Annotated in this window: 20 protein-coding genes; 16 read left to right on the top strand and 4 right to left on the bottom strand. The window is 32.4% G+C overall.

What is annotated here, in order from left to right; translation table 11 throughout:
- Positions 1 to 19 precede the first annotated feature (19 nt).
- The gene (locus V1503_RS18840) at positions 20 to 253 is read right to left on the bottom strand and encodes a helix-turn-helix domain-containing protein (RefSeq protein WP_410628684.1); all 234 of its coding nucleotides are present in this window, start codon (positions 251 to 253) and stop codon (positions 20 to 22) included.
- Positions 254 to 583: 330 nt separating this feature from the next.
- On the opposite strand from V1503_RS18840, the gene V1503_RS18835 reads away from it, so the two are divergent.
- From V1503_RS18835 to V1503_RS18805, 7 genes are all read left to right on the top strand, one after another.
- Positions 584 to 958 carry a hypothetical protein gene (locus tag V1503_RS18835; RefSeq protein ID WP_410628683.1) on the top strand — a complete coding sequence of 125 codons (375 nt, stop codon included), beginning with the start codon at positions 584 to 586 and terminating at the stop codon, positions 956 to 958.
- 47 nt (positions 959 to 1,005) lie between these two features.
- A complete protein-coding gene (locus tag V1503_RS18830) occupies positions 1,006 to 6,879 on the top strand; it encodes a phage tail tape measure protein (RefSeq protein WP_410628682.1) in 5,874 nt (1,957 codons plus the stop codon).
- Positions 6,880 to 6,890: 11 nt separating this feature from the next.
- Positions 6,891 to 7,658, top strand: coding sequence for a distal tail protein Dit (locus tag V1503_RS18825; protein WP_410628681.1), 768 nt, complete (start codon positions 6,891 to 6,893; stop codon positions 7,656 to 7,658).
- 12 nt (positions 7,659 to 7,670) lie between these two features.
- Complete coding sequence (locus tag V1503_RS18820) at positions 7,671 to 10,871, top strand: phage tail spike protein (RefSeq protein ID WP_410628680.1); 3,201 nt, start codon at positions 7,671 to 7,673, stop codon at positions 10,869 to 10,871.
- Positions 10,872 to 10,888: 17 nt separating this feature from the next.
- Complete coding sequence (locus V1503_RS18815; RefSeq protein ID WP_410628679.1) at positions 10,889 to 11,104, top strand: hypothetical protein; 216 nt, start codon at positions 10,889 to 10,891, stop codon at positions 11,102 to 11,104.
- Positions 11,105 to 11,128: 24 nt separating this feature from the next.
- Positions 11,129 to 11,305: a hypothetical protein gene (locus tag V1503_RS18810; protein ID WP_410628678.1), complete on the top strand. Its 177-nt coding sequence runs from the start codon at positions 11,129 to 11,131 to the stop codon at positions 11,303 to 11,305.
- A gap of 142 nt (positions 11,306 to 11,447) precedes the next feature.
- The gene (locus V1503_RS18805) at positions 11,448 to 11,606 is read left to right on the top strand and encodes a hypothetical protein (protein WP_410628677.1); all 159 of its coding nucleotides are present in this window, start codon (positions 11,448 to 11,450) and stop codon (positions 11,604 to 11,606) included.
- Here V1503_RS18805 and V1503_RS18800 read toward each other — a convergent pair.
- Positions 11,603 to 11,812, bottom strand: a complete 210-nt coding sequence (locus tag V1503_RS18800) for a zinc ribbon domain-containing protein (protein ID WP_410628676.1) — start codon at positions 11,810 to 11,812, stop codon at positions 11,603 to 11,605. The two genes, V1503_RS18805 and V1503_RS18800, sit on opposite strands and share 4 nt — an antisense overlap.
- A gap of 149 nt (positions 11,813 to 11,961) precedes the next feature.
- On the opposite strand from V1503_RS18800, the gene V1503_RS18795 reads away from it, so the two are divergent.
- The 9 genes from V1503_RS18795 to V1503_RS18755 are packed head-to-tail and all read left to right on the top strand — an operon-like array spanning position 11,962 to position 16,279.
- Complete coding sequence (locus V1503_RS18795) at positions 11,962 to 12,336, top strand: hypothetical protein (protein WP_410628675.1); 375 nt, start codon at positions 11,962 to 11,964, stop codon at positions 12,334 to 12,336.
- Between the two features lie 19 nt (positions 12,337 to 12,355).
- Positions 12,356 to 13,033 (top strand): hypothetical protein, encoded by a 678-nt coding sequence (locus tag V1503_RS18790; RefSeq protein ID WP_410628674.1) that lies wholly within the window; start codon positions 12,356 to 12,358, stop codon positions 13,031 to 13,033.
- Between the two features lie 28 nt (positions 13,034 to 13,061).
- Positions 13,062 to 13,490, top strand: coding sequence for a hypothetical protein (locus V1503_RS18785; protein WP_410628673.1), 429 nt, complete (start codon positions 13,062 to 13,064; stop codon positions 13,488 to 13,490).
- Positions 13,491 to 13,496: 6 nt separating this feature from the next.
- Positions 13,497 to 13,763, top strand: coding sequence for a hypothetical protein (locus tag V1503_RS18780; protein ID WP_410628672.1), 267 nt, complete (start codon positions 13,497 to 13,499; stop codon positions 13,761 to 13,763).
- An 11-nt stretch (positions 13,764 to 13,774) separates the two neighbouring features.
- The gene (locus V1503_RS18775; RefSeq protein WP_410628671.1) at positions 13,775 to 13,918 is read left to right on the top strand and encodes a hypothetical protein; all 144 of its coding nucleotides are present in this window, start codon (positions 13,775 to 13,777) and stop codon (positions 13,916 to 13,918) included.
- Between the two features lie 6 nt (positions 13,919 to 13,924).
- Positions 13,925 to 14,866: a LamG-like jellyroll fold domain-containing protein gene (locus tag V1503_RS18770; RefSeq protein ID WP_410628670.1), complete on the top strand. Its 942-nt coding sequence runs from the start codon at positions 13,925 to 13,927 to the stop codon at positions 14,864 to 14,866.
- A 12-nt stretch (positions 14,867 to 14,878) separates the two neighbouring features.
- Positions 14,879 to 15,211, top strand: coding sequence for a hypothetical protein (locus tag V1503_RS18765; RefSeq protein ID WP_410628669.1), 333 nt, complete (start codon positions 14,879 to 14,881; stop codon positions 15,209 to 15,211).
- A gap of 2 nt (positions 15,212 to 15,213) precedes the next feature.
- On the top strand, positions 15,214 to 15,939 hold the full coding sequence (locus tag V1503_RS18760) for a peptidoglycan recognition protein family protein (protein WP_410628668.1): 726 nt from the start codon (positions 15,214 to 15,216) through the stop codon (positions 15,937 to 15,939).
- 1 nt (position 15,940) lies between these two features.
- Complete coding sequence (locus V1503_RS18755; protein ID WP_410628667.1) at positions 15,941 to 16,279, top strand: phage holin; 339 nt, start codon at positions 15,941 to 15,943, stop codon at positions 16,277 to 16,279.
- 213 nt (positions 16,280 to 16,492) lie between these two features.
- Here the strand turns inward: V1503_RS18755 and V1503_RS18750 are convergent, their stop codons facing one another.
- Both V1503_RS18750 and V1503_RS18745 read right to left on the bottom strand, forming a co-directional pair.
- Positions 16,493 to 17,071 carry a hypothetical protein gene (locus V1503_RS18750; RefSeq protein ID WP_410628666.1) on the bottom strand — a complete coding sequence of 193 codons (579 nt, stop codon included), beginning with the start codon at positions 17,069 to 17,071 and terminating at the stop codon, positions 16,493 to 16,495.
- Entirely contained in the window at positions 17,072 to 17,722 is a 651-nt protein-coding gene (locus V1503_RS18745) for a hypothetical protein (RefSeq protein ID WP_410628665.1), read from the bottom strand.
- Between the last annotated feature and the right edge of the window lie 164 nt (positions 17,723 to 17,886).

Below are 17,886 nucleotides of genomic sequence, written 5' to 3'. Positions count from 1 at the left end.
TATTAAGTTTATTAGCTTATTAACTTTGCTTCCTTTTTTTCACTTTCTTAATTGGAGCTATAATAAACAACTCCTCTATGGAAATTTCAAGTGCCTGTGAAATTGCAACTAAACTTGTATCTTGATGTGATTTTCTTGTGTCGAATTGTAATAATTTTTCTACTGGGATGTTAGTTAGTTCTGATAGTTGAGTGTATGACATATCGCGTTTTTGGAGGACTTCATTTAATCTTGGGGTAACATTGTAAATCATGGCTTCTCCCCTTTGCATATGTAAAGGTAATGACTAGCTCATTTGTCAGTGTCTGTTGGGTGAACAACATTATTTACTTTACTACTCTTATTCTAAATTACACACTAGACTTCTCTATGTATTTTTTATTACATATTACATTCCGAAAATATTACAGTCAATAAATATAACACTATTAAAATACTTGATTAGAGAAAAACTAATAAGCATTGTATTCATTTAAGATAAAAGATAACTTTTATTTTAACTAGCAAAACTAGTATGAATAATTAAATCCCCCTTTTGGTATATATGTTATAATATAACAAAAAACTATTGAGGTGATTCTTTTTGAGGAAGTTATTAGTTCTATCACTTCTTTTAGCTGTTGTAAGCTGCTCTCAATCTGTCAAAGGAATAGATAAAGATATATATACACAGGCTGAAGAATATGCCCAATCTGTTTATTATTTTTTTGAAAATCAAAATTCTGAAACGTTTGATTTAGAATATATAGATGAAATGTATGATTTTCTAAAAATTAAGACTAATAATAATCAAGAACAAAATTTAATAAAATACCTAGGTTCACTATATGTCTTACAGTCTTTGTATATAGCTGAAGATTTCGAAAATTCATCTCCTTCAGAAGAGACAATAAAGCAGATTAATGAAATTATAGATATGTTAGAAACTGAATATGAAATGAATATTAGAAACGATTAGACCTTCCATAGCAAATGGACGGTCTTTTTTATTTGGAGCGTGATTATATGTCTGATTTACGTATAAAAATTATTGGCACCCTGAACGAAACAAAGACCGTTACTCATATACAACAACAACTGAAAAGCATTGAAAAAAAGTTAAATCTTCAAATAGGCGTTGATACTAAACTAATCAACAATATTAGTGAAAAAGTACAACAACTTCAAGCTACTATTAATCAGAACTCAAAAGGTATTAAAATTATAGATGATCAAGTTGCAATTAAAAACATTGATACTGCCAAAAAGGGTATCAGGGAACTATACACCGACATAGATAAAGCAGTAAAACAGTATAGTACATTGGGAAATGTAAAAATTGGACAAAACCTTAATCCCGTTACAAAGGAGCTTGAAAACTTCACTCTTACTGTAACTAAAGCAGATGGAATTGTTGAAAAGTTAAAGTTTAACCTTGCCAAGATAGAAACTCCAGAAGGCTTGCAAAATGTATTCGAACTTGACAGTAAAAAGGTAAATGATGATAGAGAAAGAATCACCGAAAACATATTACAACAAGAGAATCAAATTAAAAGTACAATTAAAAAACAAAATGATAACTTAAAACATCAGTTAAATATATATAAACAGCAAGCTGAAGTCAATGTTATGAAACTGAAAAGAAAGTATGGAGATAGCGTTGACAACAATGAATTAAACAATTATCTATCTCAGGTGAACTCACTTTCCGAAAAAACTCCAAAATTGAAACAACAAATGGATAATTTGGACATGTCCTTTAAAAGAATTGGGGAAAGTGTTCAAACAGCAGCATCTCATACTCTATCATTTAGTGAGCAAATGAAAATTGCGATTACAAGGACAGGACTTTGGGGTATTGCTACAACCTCTATTTATGGAACTATTCGAAGTATCCAGCAAATGTGGGAAGAAATCAAACTTGTAGATGAAGCAATGACTGAATTGAAAAGGGTTATGGATGCAACACCAAAAGAATACAATGATCTCTTAAAAGAAAGCATTCAATTGTCCACTGAACTTGGAAATAACGTACATAACGTCCTAAAAGCTATTAACGGTTTCGCACGAGCTGGTCAATACACAAATGACCAATTATTAGCTCTAGCTGAAACTGCTACTGTTGGTTCCAATGTTTCAGAGCTTACTGCTAATCAAGCTATGAATAACATGATTAGTACAATGAACGTTTTTAAAATTGAAGCTCAGGAAACCATGTCTATCATGGATAAAATGAATGAAGTTGATAACAACTTTGCAGTATCAACTAAACAAATATCCGATGCTATGGCTCGCTCGTCAAGTGTAGCTAATACATATGGAGTTAGCCTTGATGAACTTATCGGAGATATTACAAGTATTGCTAGTGTGACATTTGAATCCGGCTCAGTGATCGGCAATAGCCTCAAGACGATATACTCCAGAATTACTACCATGTCAGAGGCTGAAACTGCACTTAATGATATTGGGATCGGGATAAGAAATCTTGATGGAACAACAAGAGATGTTTCAGATATAATTGGAGAACTTCGTGGTAAGTGGGATAATCTCACAAATACTCAACAACAAAACTTGGCTGTCACGTTGGCAGGCCGTTACCAGCTGAGCCGATTTATCGCAATGATGTCTAATGCTCAAACCGCTATATCTGCTACAGAAACAAGTATAAACTCTCAAGGAAGCGCTCTAAAAGAAAATGAAAAATACTTAGAATCTATCCAAGCTAAAATTAATACTCTTCAAAATTCATTTACATCTCTAAGTATAAGTATTGGAGAAAATGGATTTACAGACCTAATGATTAATTTTTTTGAAAGTCTAACCTTCATGACTAATGGTTTTGTTGATTTGACGGAAGCAACAAATGGATGGAATATAAAACTTCCATTACTTGTTGCTGGTGTTTATGGCTTATCTAAAGCATTTAAAGTATTATCTGTTGCTGCCAAAGGAGCTAAACTATCTCTTGGTTGGATTGGTGCAATTCTGGTAGGGTTAGAACTCCTTGGAACATCCATAGCTGGTTTAGCAAAAAGTAACGATGAGGCAGCGAACAGTTTTATTGATTCTGCAAAAAAATATGAAGATAACGCTTCTAGGCTAGAGACACTAATTCAAAAATACAATGACTTAAAACCACAAATTGATAAGAATAGTGATGCCCAAGCCGAATATAAGGATGTTTTGAATGAGATATCTCTAATTGCTCCTCAAGTAATCGAAGTAACTGATAAATATGGTGATTCTTTAGAAGTTAATAAGAAAAAAGCTGATGATTTTGTTAACTCACTAAGATCTATGTCCGATGAGCAATTAAAGAATGCAGATACACTCTTATCTAACAGTTTAGTGAATGCATATAATGACTTAGACAATTTGCATTCCAAACAAGCTAAATCAAGCAAAGAAGTTCAAGAAATGTTTAATTTTATTATCAAATATAACGAAAAATACGGCGTTTCATCATATACCGAGGCGGTTAATGAGTACCAAAAGCGCACTAGAGAAGAATTAGGTCTGTTTGGTGCTGCGGCACAAGAAGCATCTCAAGAGTTTATGAAATATCACAATATAATTCAGGGACAAACTAAAGACCTAAAAAAGTATCAAGAAACCATGGAAGAGGTTAACGAAGCCCAATCTAAAGTCGATGACATTAAAAACAGACTTAAGCATATTCAATTCTTATCAGGAGAATACCAAAACCTTAGCAATATTATAAAACAAACATTTGATAATAAAATAGCAACTGACATTTACTTTGACTTTGACAAATCACAGATAGAATCTCTAATTGCTTTTGGAGATGAATTCAATAGCAATAAAGAAAACATCAAAGAATATATACCCATTTTAGAAGAAGCAGGAATCACTCAAGATAAAATCGATCAAATTGTAACAAACCTTACTACTGATCTTCAGGTAAATTCTGAAGCAATCGGTGAAAATCTTGACGAATTAGATAAACTGGTCGAAACATTTAACAATGCTACAACAAGTATTCAAACACTCTCCTCTATTATAGAAGAATTAAATGAGGGTCATGGTTTATCAGCAGATAGTATAGCAACTATCATGGAAAAGTACCCTTCCCTACTCCAATATATCAATGATGAGGCCATACTTCTAGAACAACTAAAAATAAAACAAAAAGAAGAAGAGCAAGTTGCACTTGGCGTTCTTTATTCTAAGCTTTCAGGTAATGAGACATTCATCAATGAATCGTTACGAGGACATGAGACGTGGATAAATGAGCTTGTTGAAATGTATGGTATAGACCTAACACAATTCGCTACCTTAGCAGAAAAGAAAGCAGCCATAGAAGATAAATTAATCAACTCCATAGCTAAAAAATGGTCAGATTATTACGATGTAGAAACTCAACAATTTAATGACCGGGCTGCCATGTTATTTGAGACTGATCCAAAAATGGCAATGCGAATGTGGGATGAAGTCAAGGAATATGAAAATGTCGTCAATAGATTTAAAGATATAGTCCTAGATCCAATAGATATAAACTTTGATGAATTCAAAGCTAGCTCTCCTTCCAGCTCAAAATCTAGTTCGTCTTCAGAAAAAGAAATAGAGAAATATATCACGGATGAATACGCAAAGGCAATTGACAACTTAAGTGCTAAACTAAAAGAATCCGAACATCGTCAGTCTTCCCTTTCTGATACATCTGAAGAATACCGAAATGAGCTCCAGCAACAAATCGATTTACATAAGCAACAACAGTCTCTTACAGAAAATGAAATTAATCGTCTAATTTCCAATAAAAACACCCTTTTATCGCAAATTAAAGCGATGGGTGATTTTAATAAACTTAGCAACGAAAATAAAGATAAATATAATGAGCTCTCTAAAGAAATTGATGATCATGAAAAATCTATACATAGTCTTCGCTCTTCATACTTAGATACGCAAGAATCAATCTCATCATTAACCTGGGATCGTGTCCAGTCTGAAATTAACTCTCTATCTGAAGCCATTGACAAACTAGATTATCACATCGACCGATCATCTAAAGTTCAATCAACTTATAATGATAGTTCTGAACAATATCGCAGCGAATTAGAAAAACAAAATGAACTACTCTCAAAGAAAGAAGATCAGATTATTGAGCAACGTGAAACTATCAAATCATTAGTTAGACAAGAACAACTCTCTGCTGAACAACAAAAGGAATTAAGTGAACAACTAGATGACCTTTCCCTTGCTTATTGGGATGTTAAGAATCAAATTGATAGTGTCAATAGATCACTTCAAGAATCTCTATGGGCTGAAGTTACTGAATTAATTAAAGAACATACCGATGCTTTAGAAGATTTAGATCATGAATTAGCTATGTCACAAGAGAGAATGTCTTTATATGAGGAAGGTTCGAAAGAATACATCAGTGAACTTGAAAAGCAAATTAAACTCATTCGTGAAAAACAAAAAGAAACAAAGAAAGAAATGGCTTTGATTGAAGAACAACTAGAAAGCGAGAAGCTCACTGTTGAGCAAAAAGAAGAATTAAATGAGCAACTAGACGACCTCTCCCTCTCCATGCTTCAATATGAAAATTCAATTCAGGATGTAAACGATACATTAGATGGTCTAATACAAGAGCAGAAAGAGATAGTTTCATCCCTAGCTGAAGATGTAGTAGATATATATAAAGAAATATATGAAAAACAAAAAGAAGTCGCTTTAGAAGCAATTGATGATGAACTAGATGCGCTAGAAAAAAGCCATGATAGAAAAATCAATCTTCTTGAGGAAGAAGAACAGAAATATGATGACATCTATAACGCTAAAATAAAATCTCTTGAACAAGAGTATGCAGAAGAAGACTATGAAAAAGAACTTGCAGACAAACAAAAAGAACGTTTTGAGATTGAAGAAAGACTCAATAATCTCTCATTAGACAATAGTTTCGAAGGTAAAGCTAAAAGAGAAGAATTGCAAGAAGAATTGAATGAAGTAATTTCTGAAATTGAGCAGTTGCAACAAGATCGTAATAGAGATTTACGAAAAGAAAATCTTGAAGATGATCATGATGCAATTAAGAAAGAAATCCAACAGCAAAAGGACAAATATGAAGAAAGACTAGAAGATGACCGTGAATACTACGAACGAAAACGAGAAAAAATTGAGCGTCATTGGGAGAATGTCATTAATGATGAAAGACGATGGAATGAAATTAGGCGTATGGATGAGGAAGAATTACTTTCATTATTAAAAGAAGATTATGGTGATTTTGCAGACTTTTTTGATGACAATTCTAAAGTGATTGGTAAAAGTGTTAGTGAGAACATTACCGATAGATTAAAAGATTTACGTAGGGAAATAAAGGATACAGCAAGAGAAATTGAAAAATTGGCTGAAGAGAATGATATTGAATATAGCTCGTACTCTTCTTACTCCCATTCCCCATCTTCTTCCTCTAGTTCAAAAAATGATGATGAAGAGATCCGTAGAATTGCTCGTGAACATGATGTTGACTTAGTAATTGCTGAAAGTATGCACGAAACCAATAAACGACTTGGTTATGAAAAATATCATGAAGGCGGTATTGTGGGAGGTAATTCTGGTAGTCCATCTAGATTAACACAATTGGTCAATAAATTTCTAAATGATAAGCCTAATGAACAAACAATTACTGCTCTGAAAAATGAAGTTATGTCTCCCCAAAGTAACATTCTAGAAAACTTTGGATATAACGCAAAAAGGTTAACCACTTCCATGATTAGTTCAATTGGTTTAAATTCACGCCCCACTTCCACGCCAGTGCCAGCAGCAAATGTAAATAACCACTATATCTTGAATATTGATAAATTAACAGGTGATAAATCTGGAGCGAAACTATTAATTAAAGAGTTTTCTAAAGAGATGACAAAAAGAGGATACAAATAGGAGGTGATAGGATGTCAATAAGGTCTTCATTGGACTTTCAATATGATGGGATTAAATGTAGTGACATGGGATTAATTAGCATCTCCCCTTCTTCTGGATTATATAAAGAATCATTTTTACCTACCAGAGAAATACGTGAGATTCAAGTTAAAGACAACCCCTTCCCCTTCTTTCAGGGGTTCGATTACAAGCCATTGGACATTCCTGTCACATGCTATTTTGAAGAGACTTACAATGAAAATAAAATAAGAGAAGTATCTAGATGGCTTATGAAGGATTTTTATAAGCAATTAATTTTTGATCAACAACCAGACAAAATTTATTATGCTATGGTATCGCAAGATTCAGAAGAGATTCATAATGGTCTAAAGCAAGGGTATGTCACATTAACATTTAGATGTGACTCCCCTTACTCATTCTCCTCAATATATGAAACTGAAATGTACATCAACAATGGATCTGGTTCACTTCAATTTGAGAATAATGGTGATTTGATACTAAAGCCAAAATTTATAATCGAAAAAACTAATGATAATGGAGACATTTCATTTCTTAATGTAACAAATGGTGGTCAAGAAATGAAGTTCACAGAAATAACCAAAGGTGAAGTTTTGACAGTTGATTGTAGCCATAATGATATTGAAACTGATGTGCCAGGTACTTATAGATACAGTAATCATAATAAGTATTTCATGGAGTTTGGTATAGGAAATAATGAATTAATACTTACTGGTGACTTTAAATATAAATTTTTTTATGAATATACATTTTTAGGATAGGAGGTGACTTGTTTGTATCATGTTCATAATATAACCGAAAAGCCTAGAGACTTAGAATTATTCTTAGAAACTCCACAAGAACAAACAATTGCTATGTTATCAGAAGCATTTAATAAGAGCTGGTCATTAAAACTGGGGGGGATTAATGAAATTAACTTTCAATTACCTTTAACAGTAATCCAGAATCATGACCTTCTAGAAAATAAACACATAGATATGATCAAACATCGTCACTACGTATCAATTAAGATTGGTTCATTTGAAGAAAAATACTTAATCAAAACATTAAATAGAGTTTCTGATGGAGAAAATGACTATCTCAGTGTTAATGCTCAATTAAGTGCGATAGAGTTAGCAGATAAGATCATCAAAACCTATAGTGTTGAATCATATAATGCAACACAGCTACTAAACGATGGATTATCTACTTCAATTTGGTCGGTCGGTGAAGTAGATACTGAACTTGATGACATGTATAGATCTTTTGATATTACCAACGCTACAGCATTAAGTTTTATCAGTGAAGTAGCAAATAAATTTGGTGGAATCCTTGAGTTTGATACAGAGTTTAGAAAAGTACATCTACGAGCTCCTGAAAATATAGGTGTAAATCTAGGGTTAAGAATAGCTTATGCTCAATATTTAGAAACAATTGACTATGAAGAGAATTCAGGTGATATAGCCACTCTTTTACGAGTGACTGGTTCTAATGGAATATCAATTGAAGGTGTGACCGCTAACGGTCAACCGTATATTGAAGATTTTTCATACTATCTGTATCCATTTAAAAGAGATGAAAATAAAAATGTTATTGATTCTAGTCACTACATGTCTGATGACCTATGTAATGCAATATTAGATTACAGCGAATTATTAGAAGGAAAAGATATAGAGTTCTCTGAGTTTAAGCAACTTAAAATAGTTAATCAGGAAACATTAGCTAACCTTGAAGTTGAATTATCTGAGTTACAGACTGAATATGACATTATTCAAGATAGCATTGATATTGCTAATGCAGCTGGAGACTCAACTACAAGTTTAGTAACTCAAAGAAATAATAAGCAGCATGAAATCGATAGTAAACAGATTGAAATTGACTCCGTTCAGAATGAAATTGATTCAATCAACTCACAAATAACTACCCTACAACATGAGATTTCAATTGAACAAAATTTCACTGAAGATCAAATTATCGAGAGAAGTAAATTTGTAAATGAAAAGCTATGGGAAAACACTAGCATAACTAATGATGATGATTTACTTGAAGAAGCTAAAAAGATTCTTGAGGAAATGAACACGCCCAGTGTAAATATTAGCTTAAGTATCGTAAATTTCAAACAAATTGTTACTGAACAGAAAAACTGGAATAAGCTACACCTTGGAGAATTAATCACAATTGTTCACGATAAATTAAATTTAAACATTGAAGCTAGAATTACTGAGATTGATTATGATTTTGAAAATATCTCAATTAATATCACAGTTTCTAATGTAAGAAATGTGTTAAATGAAGAAGAGCAATGGTATAAAGACCTTAAAAATTCCATAGATAATTCTACCACAGTCGATCTATCAAAATATAAATGGGATAAATCAATAGAAAATGAAAATGCCATTCAACAGTTGTACAATGATGCAATTGATGCAACGAAAAGAAAAATTACTGGTGGAGTAAATCAGTCTGTTGAAATGACAAAAAGAGGTTTAATAATAAAGGATATTGAAGACCCTGCGAGTTATTTAATTGCTCAAAACGGTGTTCTTGCTATTACTAATAATAATGGTGAGGACTGGGACAATGCTATTACTAAAGATGGTATTATAGCTGAAAGAATCATTGGTGAGCTTGGACAGTTTGTAAAAGTTAATGCATCACAAGTATTAGTAAGTGATAGTCAAACAATTGGTGACTACGTAGATGAGCAAATACAACATTCAGATGATTACACTGATGAACAAATTACAGAAATGAATAATTCACTTTATGATTTGGAGGAAGATGTAGGAAAATTTTCTGATGACGGTTTTATTACATTTGCTGAATCTGAAAACTTGAAGATTAGCCTAAACCAGGTCAAATCCGAATCTACTGACTTCATAAATGTTGCGTCCTCATTGAATATAACTACTGAAAAAACAAATTATGAAGCAGAATTATCTTCATTAGAATTAGAAATTAACAACTGGATTAATCAATTATTATATCCTATAGCTGTCACATCGGATAATAGAAATAACATAACCCAAAAATTTGAGAATGTTCAAATCGCAAAATCAAAGTTAATCAATAAAATAGCAAGTGTCAGAGAAAAGAATGCTAATGATTATACGGATGAAAACGGAGGGTTTCCTTTTGGTAATTGGCAATATAGTGATACAACCTTAATTGACGGAGGACAAATTAAAACTGGAACTATTGAAGCTGAGAGTATAAAAGCTGGGGAATTGATAGGTTTTACTATTAAATCAAAACCTTCTAGTGAAGCAAACAGAGTCGAAATTACTAACAATGAGATTAAAGTTATTGCTGACAATGAAAAAAAATATGTAACGCTAGAATCAGAAGGAAATTCAGCTTTAACATTTTATGAGGAAAATAATGCTGGAGAAGAAACACGAGTTTTGAATTTATACGCTGGATATCATCCTACTATGGGGGAACTTAGTACCATTTTTTCTTATGGAGATTTGAGCTTATTTTCCAATAATCAAGTATATGTAGATGGGGTTACTGTTCCTACGGATGCTAATGGAGATATGAAAATGTATTGTGGTGGGACGTTTGATGTAAGTTCAACTGAGGCTGACATAGCCGGTTACGATGGAGTACAAATGATAGGTGATACAAATATATTAGGAGACCTTACTGTAAGGTTCTGGGGACACAAATCTAGTTCAGCCTTAACATCTTTAGGAGAAGTTTATCTATATGCATATGAAACACCAGAATATTTTTTTGGTGATATGGGTGTGAGTACAGTTGTAAATGGAAAATGTGTCATTGACATTGAGCCATTATTCTTAGAAACAGTAAATACTGACTTTGAGTATCATGTTTTCTTATCACCTTATGGTGAAGGTAACATTTACGTTGCTGAACGAAACAAGGACAACTTTGTAATAAAAGGTGACGACATGAAATTTAGCTATGAAATTAAAGCAAAAAGAAAAGGTTTTGAAGATGTCAGATTGGAGATTACTGGTGATTTTTAAACTAGGAGAAGATGATAATGAATAAGGCATATAAAGTATTAGTTAGGACTAGAGTAGGTATTGAGGAAAACTTTGTATCTGCATCTGAAAAAATGCAACTAGACTTAATAAAAAAAGAAGAAAGGAAAGAGAGATTTAAAGAGGATAAAGAAAAGTCTGAAGACATGTATAAATTGGCTAAAGAAAGAAGAATACAATTAAGAAGGTTAGATATGGGTAAAGAAATATTATAAAAATATGATGAGGTGGATTTTTAAATGATACCACAGGCAGATTCATTGAAAGTCGTAGAAATTTTACTAGAGGAAATTAAAATCAAAACTAAATCTGAAGCAGTACTAAAAACACAATTAGAACAATTATTTATTGAAAATGATAAGTTAAAAAAGCGACTAGATAGTATTTCAAACACTTCAGAAAGAGATTCTAAATAAAATATAGGTTTTATCGTAAATTAGATTGTGAATTAGTTTTACAATTATTGATATAACAACATTTAAAACAGTTGAGATTTCACAAATTTTCAAGAGATAGTCCTAGCGACTGTCTCTTTTTTATTGAAAGGAGGAGTACTCAATGTCACTGAAAGTCAAACCAGATTTCAGCCCATTCTTTAATAGATTTGAGAGAAGTAAGGAGCTTGCTTATTATGCTAAAGAAAACCAATGGAGTGAATCAGAATTCAAAGATGCATTACAATTACTTCACTCCATCTTCAACAAATCTGATGATTAATTAAACATATTCTCTAACTCTTTAAATTGCTTTTCAAGTCCTTTAATAGCATCATTATTCTCTAAATTTATACTAGATTTACAATGAGGGCAATCAATCTTAGTATTGGCTTTAAAAACTTTTCCTGCATCGACCTTGAATTCCTTTTCACAACCAGGACACTTAATATCTAAAAATTGCCCTTCAAATAATTTACTGATATCCAAATATTTACACCTCCCTCCACTGTTAACATTCAATATTTAGAAGTTATTTCCTTCTATATTGTTTCTTCATAATGAAATTAATAGTGTAATTAGGTGATGTTTTTATTACCAAACGTAAAAATTGGTTAATATTTATGGAGGAAATTCAAATGGAAAACAATGAGCCTTTAGCACACATCAGCGCTCTACGTGAAAAAACAAACGGTCACGAAAAAAGGATCGAGCATTTAGAATCTCAATCACAAGAAACCGTTAGAATATCAACTTTAATGGAGTTGCAAATCGAAACAAATAAAGAACAGAATCAACAAATGAAAGAGTTCAGTAATACTATGAAAAATATCGATGGGAATCTTACTCGCTTAAATGAAAATCAGGAACAGCTATCAAATCGGGTAACTGATATTGAAGAAACTTTAAGTGAAAGCAAAGTTGATATCAATAAAATTATTAAGATTTTGTTTCTAAAAATGGTATTACCTATTGCCGTAGCATATTTAATTTTGAAGTTTGGGTTGAAGTAAAAAATAAGGAGTGTAAAAATTGGCTAATTATTTCTATCTTACATTAGATACTACTGCTCCCTCAAATGCCACTATAAGTATTGAGTGGGGTGCTGCGTATACGACCGATCACCTAGTTACACTATCTATCGGTACAACAGACGGTGATACAGATGGATATCAAATGATGATTTGGGGAGACGTGAACACTACCTATGATAGTAGTGTTCAAACCGCCAAAGGTGACTCATCCTGGATTTCATACAACAACAGCAAGCAGATAAAGTTATCCGATGGTGATGAAAAAAAGTTTATTTATCTAAAAATTCGTGACGATGTATGGAATGAATCGGAGGAAGTTTCCGAATCAATCAACCTTGATACTACTATTCCTACTGTTACTTTAACAAATCCTGACGTTAGCATTGTCTCTAAAAATATCGGCAAAAATGTTGCATCCTTCTCTTTCTCTTCAGACGAAGACTTTACAGAATTCAAGGTGAAAGTAGTAAATGCTACTGGAGCAGCCCATGACACAGGCACTGAGATAGATACAACTCATGGATCAGTTAATACAAGTGGAGATGAAGGCTATTCTGCAAACACACCAATTAATGTTCAAGTCACAGGTGATGATATTGAACAAGCTTCTAGTGGTGACGGTCAAAAAGTTATCAAGGTATTCATAAAAGATCACTCTGGTAAATGGAGTGTTTGATAATACACATGGAGGTATCTACTGAATTATGCAAAATTATATCATAATAGAATTAGATACCACCCCTCCCCTATTTGACATTTACATGCCGCAATATACAACAAGAGACATTGAAAACGAAATTAAAATTGTCGCAAATGAAAAAATATCTTCTCATGAGATTTATGTAATTGATTCAAAAGGTAAAAGATTCGAATTTACTTTTCTCCAAAGTAGAGATAATGAATTAGTTGGTTACGTCACTTTTAATCAATTGTCTCCTGGTATTGCTACACTAAATGTTCAAGTAAAAGATCAAGTTGATAATGTTTCTGGTATATACAGAAAGACAATTGAAATAAAAGATGAGTTTGATAGAAACAGGATTATAGACATCGCTGACTCTACCGTTAATCTTGAAATTTCAGATGATATTAAGAGTTTAAAAGTTCAAGATTCAGATTATCTTAAGGAGTGATAGAACTTGAGAAACAGATACCAATCTGGAAATACAGTTTGGCTATCTTGTGAATTTGAAGAAGATCCTCAGCTAGTAAAATTAATTATATATAATTACAAGCAAGAAAAAATCGAAGAAATCACAAGTGTAGAAAAAATTGATGTGGGGATGTATAGATATCCTTACAAGACGATAGCAAATAAAAATGAAACATTGCACTATGAATGGTACGGAGAAACTGATGGTATCGTTAACTTGAAAAGGAAAAGTTTTTGCACTTCATTTTTATAGGAGGTGTCATTATGAATATTGGAGAAAGTATTATTTTTTATGTAGGCACAAAGAAAGTGCGAGGGACAATTGTAGAAATTGTTAATGAGAAGTACATAGTAGAATTAGAAGATTCAAGTACTGTTGTAGTAAATGACAGTCAGATAATTAGGTGATTTGATATGATAATTACAGATGGATTGATAGCATATTATCATTACCAAGAAGGATTTGAAGGCACTACTTGGAAAAATATTGCACCAAGCACTATTGGACAATTTGATGGAGTTGTTGATGGTGCAATATGGACTGATGATGGAATATTTTTTGATGCTCAAAAGGACATATGCCTTATTAGTGATATGCAAAATCTCTTGAATTTTACTATAGAAGTAGATTTTGACCCACTTACTGCTGATAAAAGTGGTAGAATATTTCATACATTTTCCTCAGATGAATATTATTATTTTGGAAAATCTAATGGTAAATATGTTACTAGAGCACAGAGAATTGATACTTATGGGGACTGGGATATTTTGAGGAGTATTCCAGATGTACCTGCAAAATTTGTCCTATCTTTTAACAATGATAATAATAAAGGATTAACAATTTATAGATTTTTAAATGGTGGAACATGGTCAACATATAAAGAAAATATACCTGCTGAAATATTTCAAGGATTTGCGATTGGAAAACACCCTGATTATAGTTTTTATGATTATGATGGCACAATATCATACCTCAGAATCTATAACCGTCCATTAAGTGAAGAAGAAGTTTTACAAAATAACTTAGTTGGAAAAGATATTGGATTAGAAGTTTCTGTCCCAGAAGCACCGAAAGTAGTTAATTTCCAATTAGATAAACAAAAAATTAGCGATGAAAACGGGCAGGATATATCGCAAGTGACGTTTCAATTTGATGTAGACGTCACTGAGTGGAGAATCAACGTACTAGGAACATCACAAGACACAGGCACGATCGCAGCAGATGGTGGAAACGTCAGCTCTAATACTGAAATTACAGCAGAAATTGACTACACCGAACTCTACCAGGAAGGCCAAAATCGGATCAATATTTATGGTAAAGATGCAGATGGAAATTGGACAGAATACGAGGACTGAGGTGATAAATTTATGAATTTACCTCCAAGAAAATATCGATATCGAACCTTTGTTAGTGATAAAGATGGTTTATCACAAAAAGACTTTTTACTGATTATATCGGTTGGAGTCTTTTTTCTTTTTGTGTCAGTTGGTCTATTTATGATTCTTGTTAATAAGAGATTAGATGAAATGTACCTTGAGTTATTAGATATAGTCACACCTGTAGTTATTGGCGTTACTACTGGTATCTTTGGTGTGCAGATTACTCAAGAGATACGTAAACCAAGAGGTGATCCAACAGTGTCAGAGTCAGAACAAGCTGAGGAAGTATACGAAAATTATGATGATGAAGGGAGAATTTAATTATGCCTTATAACTATATTGTAGATCATATTCCCAAAAACACTCCATATAACCGAAGACCTGCTTATCCTATGACACCTGAATACATAACAATTCATAACACAGGAAATCCAAAATCGAATGCTAAAGGTGAGCGAGGCTGGCTAACAAATCCTAGCAACAAACGCACTGCCTCTTATCATATTGCAATCGATGAATTCGATGCAGTAGAATGTCTCCCTTTAAATGAAAGCTCATGGAATGCTGGTGATGGTACATATGGTAAAGGAAATCGAAAATCAATAAGTATCGAAATCTGTGAGTCGGGTAATTATCAAAAGACATTAAGAAATACTATCGAATTATGTGCAAAATTGCTCCATGCACGTAATTGGGGTGTAGATAGAATGAAAAGGCACTATGACTGGAGTTCAAAGGTATGCCCTAGGCTAATGTACGACAATGGTAAATGGACTGGCTGGTATTGGTTTGTTGGTGAGGTACAAAAAGAGTTAGATAGTTTAAAGAGAAAAGCAAACACAAATATAAAAGGAGATGAGGACAAATTGGAACTAGATGATTATAAAAATGGTGTTTTGGCAGACTCGTTGGAAACTTTAAATGATAAAGGATGGTTGTACCCAAAATGGGCTGAAAAAGCTAGGAAGAAAGAGTTAACAGTTTCTGAATTATTGTGGCTTAACACTGTTGTATTGTCACGGGCATTGAATAAAAAGGAGGAGAAATAATATGGATGCGATAAACTGGGTTGAAATAATTCAAGGTGCTTTATATTTGATTGTTGGTTTACTAGTTCCATTTGTATTAACATACATAAAAAATAAGAATCACACAGAGAAGTTTAATAGCGTGTTAGAATATGCTGAGATTGCAGTTAAGTTTGCTGAACAGTATTATGATAAATACTCAGGTGAGACTAAATATAAACATGCTGCTAATTGGCTATCTGAAAGAGCGAGTCAAATTGGTATTAAACTAAGTGAAGAAGAAGTCAGAGGTATTATTGAGGCTACACTTAAAAACATTAAGATGGAATATGAAGATACCTGGAATTCCAGCATGGGATGAATAACTTAATGATTTAAAATATATAAAAACTTTTTCAAGATTCTTCAATACATTCTTAGATTAAAAGATAAATAAACTACAGACTACAGAATTTATTTTTAAGATGGCTTACTAAGAAAACAAGTTAAGTAGTATTAATACTATAAGTTGTTAAACATCTTTTCAATTCAAAAGAGAGGATAGTATCCTAAATAGAACTATCCTCAATTAATTTTATTTACTAGCTTCTTTAGCCCCTGTTTTATCAGCAGGAGTCGGGTAGCTCGGCCAATCCCACTCTTTTGTAGTACCATACATCAATTTGTCATTATTACTAGTATCTCTTAAATCTTTTAAACCAACTGCATGTCCAAATTCGTGAGCTAATATTATTTTTCTATCGGCAGTGTCATAATCATTATACCTTGGAACATTGATATCCATTGTCCAACGAATGTAGTGACCTTGAGAATTAGTGTCACGTCCATAAAATTGAGCTATTGTGTCACTATCAGGTTGAGTAAAGGTTGAAATGTAACCTACTCCATTTCCTGAAGAATTGTGATAAAAACTAACGTCAGATGAATCCCATTTTGCCGCTCCACCTAAAATCTCATTATACAAACTTCCACCAATAGTTATTTTTGGATTTAATGAAAAACTATCAAGAGAAGTGCCCGCATGACCATTAAGCTTCAAAACCCATCCTTCGGACTCACTTCCATCGGGACCGCTTGTATGAGCAGATGAAATGCTTGGTGACAATATTAATAAGAAAACTGTTGCAATTAAAGCAAAATAGTTTTTTCTCATTTATTTCTCCTCCTTTTCAATTTTATCTATTTCTTTAACTAGTTTTTTAATGAATTTATCTTCTTCAAAATATTGTTTCTTAGTATTCTTTACTTCTTTAACATTTGTGGTGATATCATTTAGATACTCATCCGCCCATGCCTCTTTTACAACTTCCTTCTCCTTTATTTTATAAATGTTAGCTTCGCCACTTCTTATCCAATATCTATTTGGATTTTCTTTAGATTGCCCCATGAAAAGAATAACTTCTTCACCTGGTTCAAATAATTCCATATTATTAAAAATAAATTCACTATTACCTTCTTGAAGTATATTGATATTATCTAATTGTTCACCATTACCTTTAAAAACCTCAAGCACTGTTGCATTAAATATTGTTGCTGGTGCTGGTTTTGATAATTCTTCATCTAGAGCATCAATTCTAACTTTTGCTATTAGGTCAGATATCTCAACAGATTCTTGGAAACTATAAACTTCCACTAGTCCGTGAATCTCTGTTTTGGTTTGTTTTACCTCAGTTAGTTCTGATGAAGATATTTGTTCAATTTGAATCCCCGAAGCATCTTCTTTATTAAGAAGCAAACTCGAGGAAAAAACGGTAGCACCAATAATGGTAGCGCTTAAAATAAGACCTCTTTTTTTATTCTTCAAAACTATCTTCCTCTCATAATAAAATTGTTATTTGTAAAACTAATTGTAAACAAGAGACTATGTATTTGAGGTTATTCCTAAAATGTATGATATAACCTTCTACCTACCACTCCTTTAATATTAAATTACTAATACATATGTAAGACGAATAAAGTTGAAATTTG

Origin of the sequence: Nanhaiella sioensis (assembly GCF_046557775.1) — a bacterium.
GTDB classification, from domain to species: Bacteria; Bacillota; Bacilli; order Bacillales; family SM2101; genus Nanhaiella; species Nanhaiella sioensis.
Note: the sequence above shows the minus strand (reverse complement) of the source record. Positions and strands in the feature narration are given on the sequence as shown.

Excerpts from the sequence above, each read along its gene's own strand:
- V1503_RS18785 (WP_410628673.1), top strand. The coding sequence starts at position 13,062 with ATGCAAAATTATATCATAATAGAATTAGATACCACCCCTCCCCTATTT.
- V1503_RS18750 (WP_410628666.1), bottom strand. The coding sequence starts at position 17,071 with ATGAGAAAAAACTATTTTGCTTTAATTGCAACAGTTTTCTTATTAATA.
- V1503_RS18805 (WP_410628677.1), top strand. The coding sequence starts at position 11,448 with ATGTCACTGAAAGTCAAACCAGATTTCAGCCCATTCTTTAATAGATTT.
- V1503_RS18760 (WP_410628668.1), top strand. The coding sequence starts at position 15,214 with ATGCCTTATAACTATATTGTAGATCATATTCCCAAAAACACTCCATAT.
- V1503_RS18765 (WP_410628669.1), top strand. The coding sequence starts at position 14,879 with ATGAATTTACCTCCAAGAAAATATCGATATCGAACCTTTGTTAGTGAT.
- V1503_RS18825 (WP_410628681.1), top strand. The coding sequence starts at position 6,891 with ATGTCAATAAGGTCTTCATTGGACTTTCAATATGATGGGATTAAATGT.
- V1503_RS18840 (WP_410628684.1), bottom strand. The coding sequence starts at position 253 with ATGATTTACAATGTTACCCCAAGATTAAATGAAGTCCTCCAAAAACGC.
- V1503_RS18775 (WP_410628671.1), top strand. The coding sequence starts at position 13,775 with ATGAATATTGGAGAAAGTATTATTTTTTATGTAGGCACAAAGAAAGTG.
- V1503_RS18815 (WP_410628679.1), top strand. The coding sequence starts at position 10,889 with ATGAATAAGGCATATAAAGTATTAGTTAGGACTAGAGTAGGTATTGAG.
- V1503_RS18830 (WP_410628682.1), top strand. The coding sequence starts at position 1,006 with ATGTCTGATTTACGTATAAAAATTATTGGCACCCTGAACGAAACAAAG.
- V1503_RS18810 (WP_410628678.1), top strand. The coding sequence starts at position 11,129 with ATGATACCACAGGCAGATTCATTGAAAGTCGTAGAAATTTTACTAGAG.
- V1503_RS18755 (WP_410628667.1), top strand. The coding sequence starts at position 15,941 with ATGGATGCGATAAACTGGGTTGAAATAATTCAAGGTGCTTTATATTTG.
- V1503_RS18795 (WP_410628675.1), top strand. The coding sequence starts at position 11,962 with ATGGAAAACAATGAGCCTTTAGCACACATCAGCGCTCTACGTGAAAAA.
- V1503_RS18770 (WP_410628670.1), top strand. The coding sequence starts at position 13,925 with ATGATAATTACAGATGGATTGATAGCATATTATCATTACCAAGAAGGA.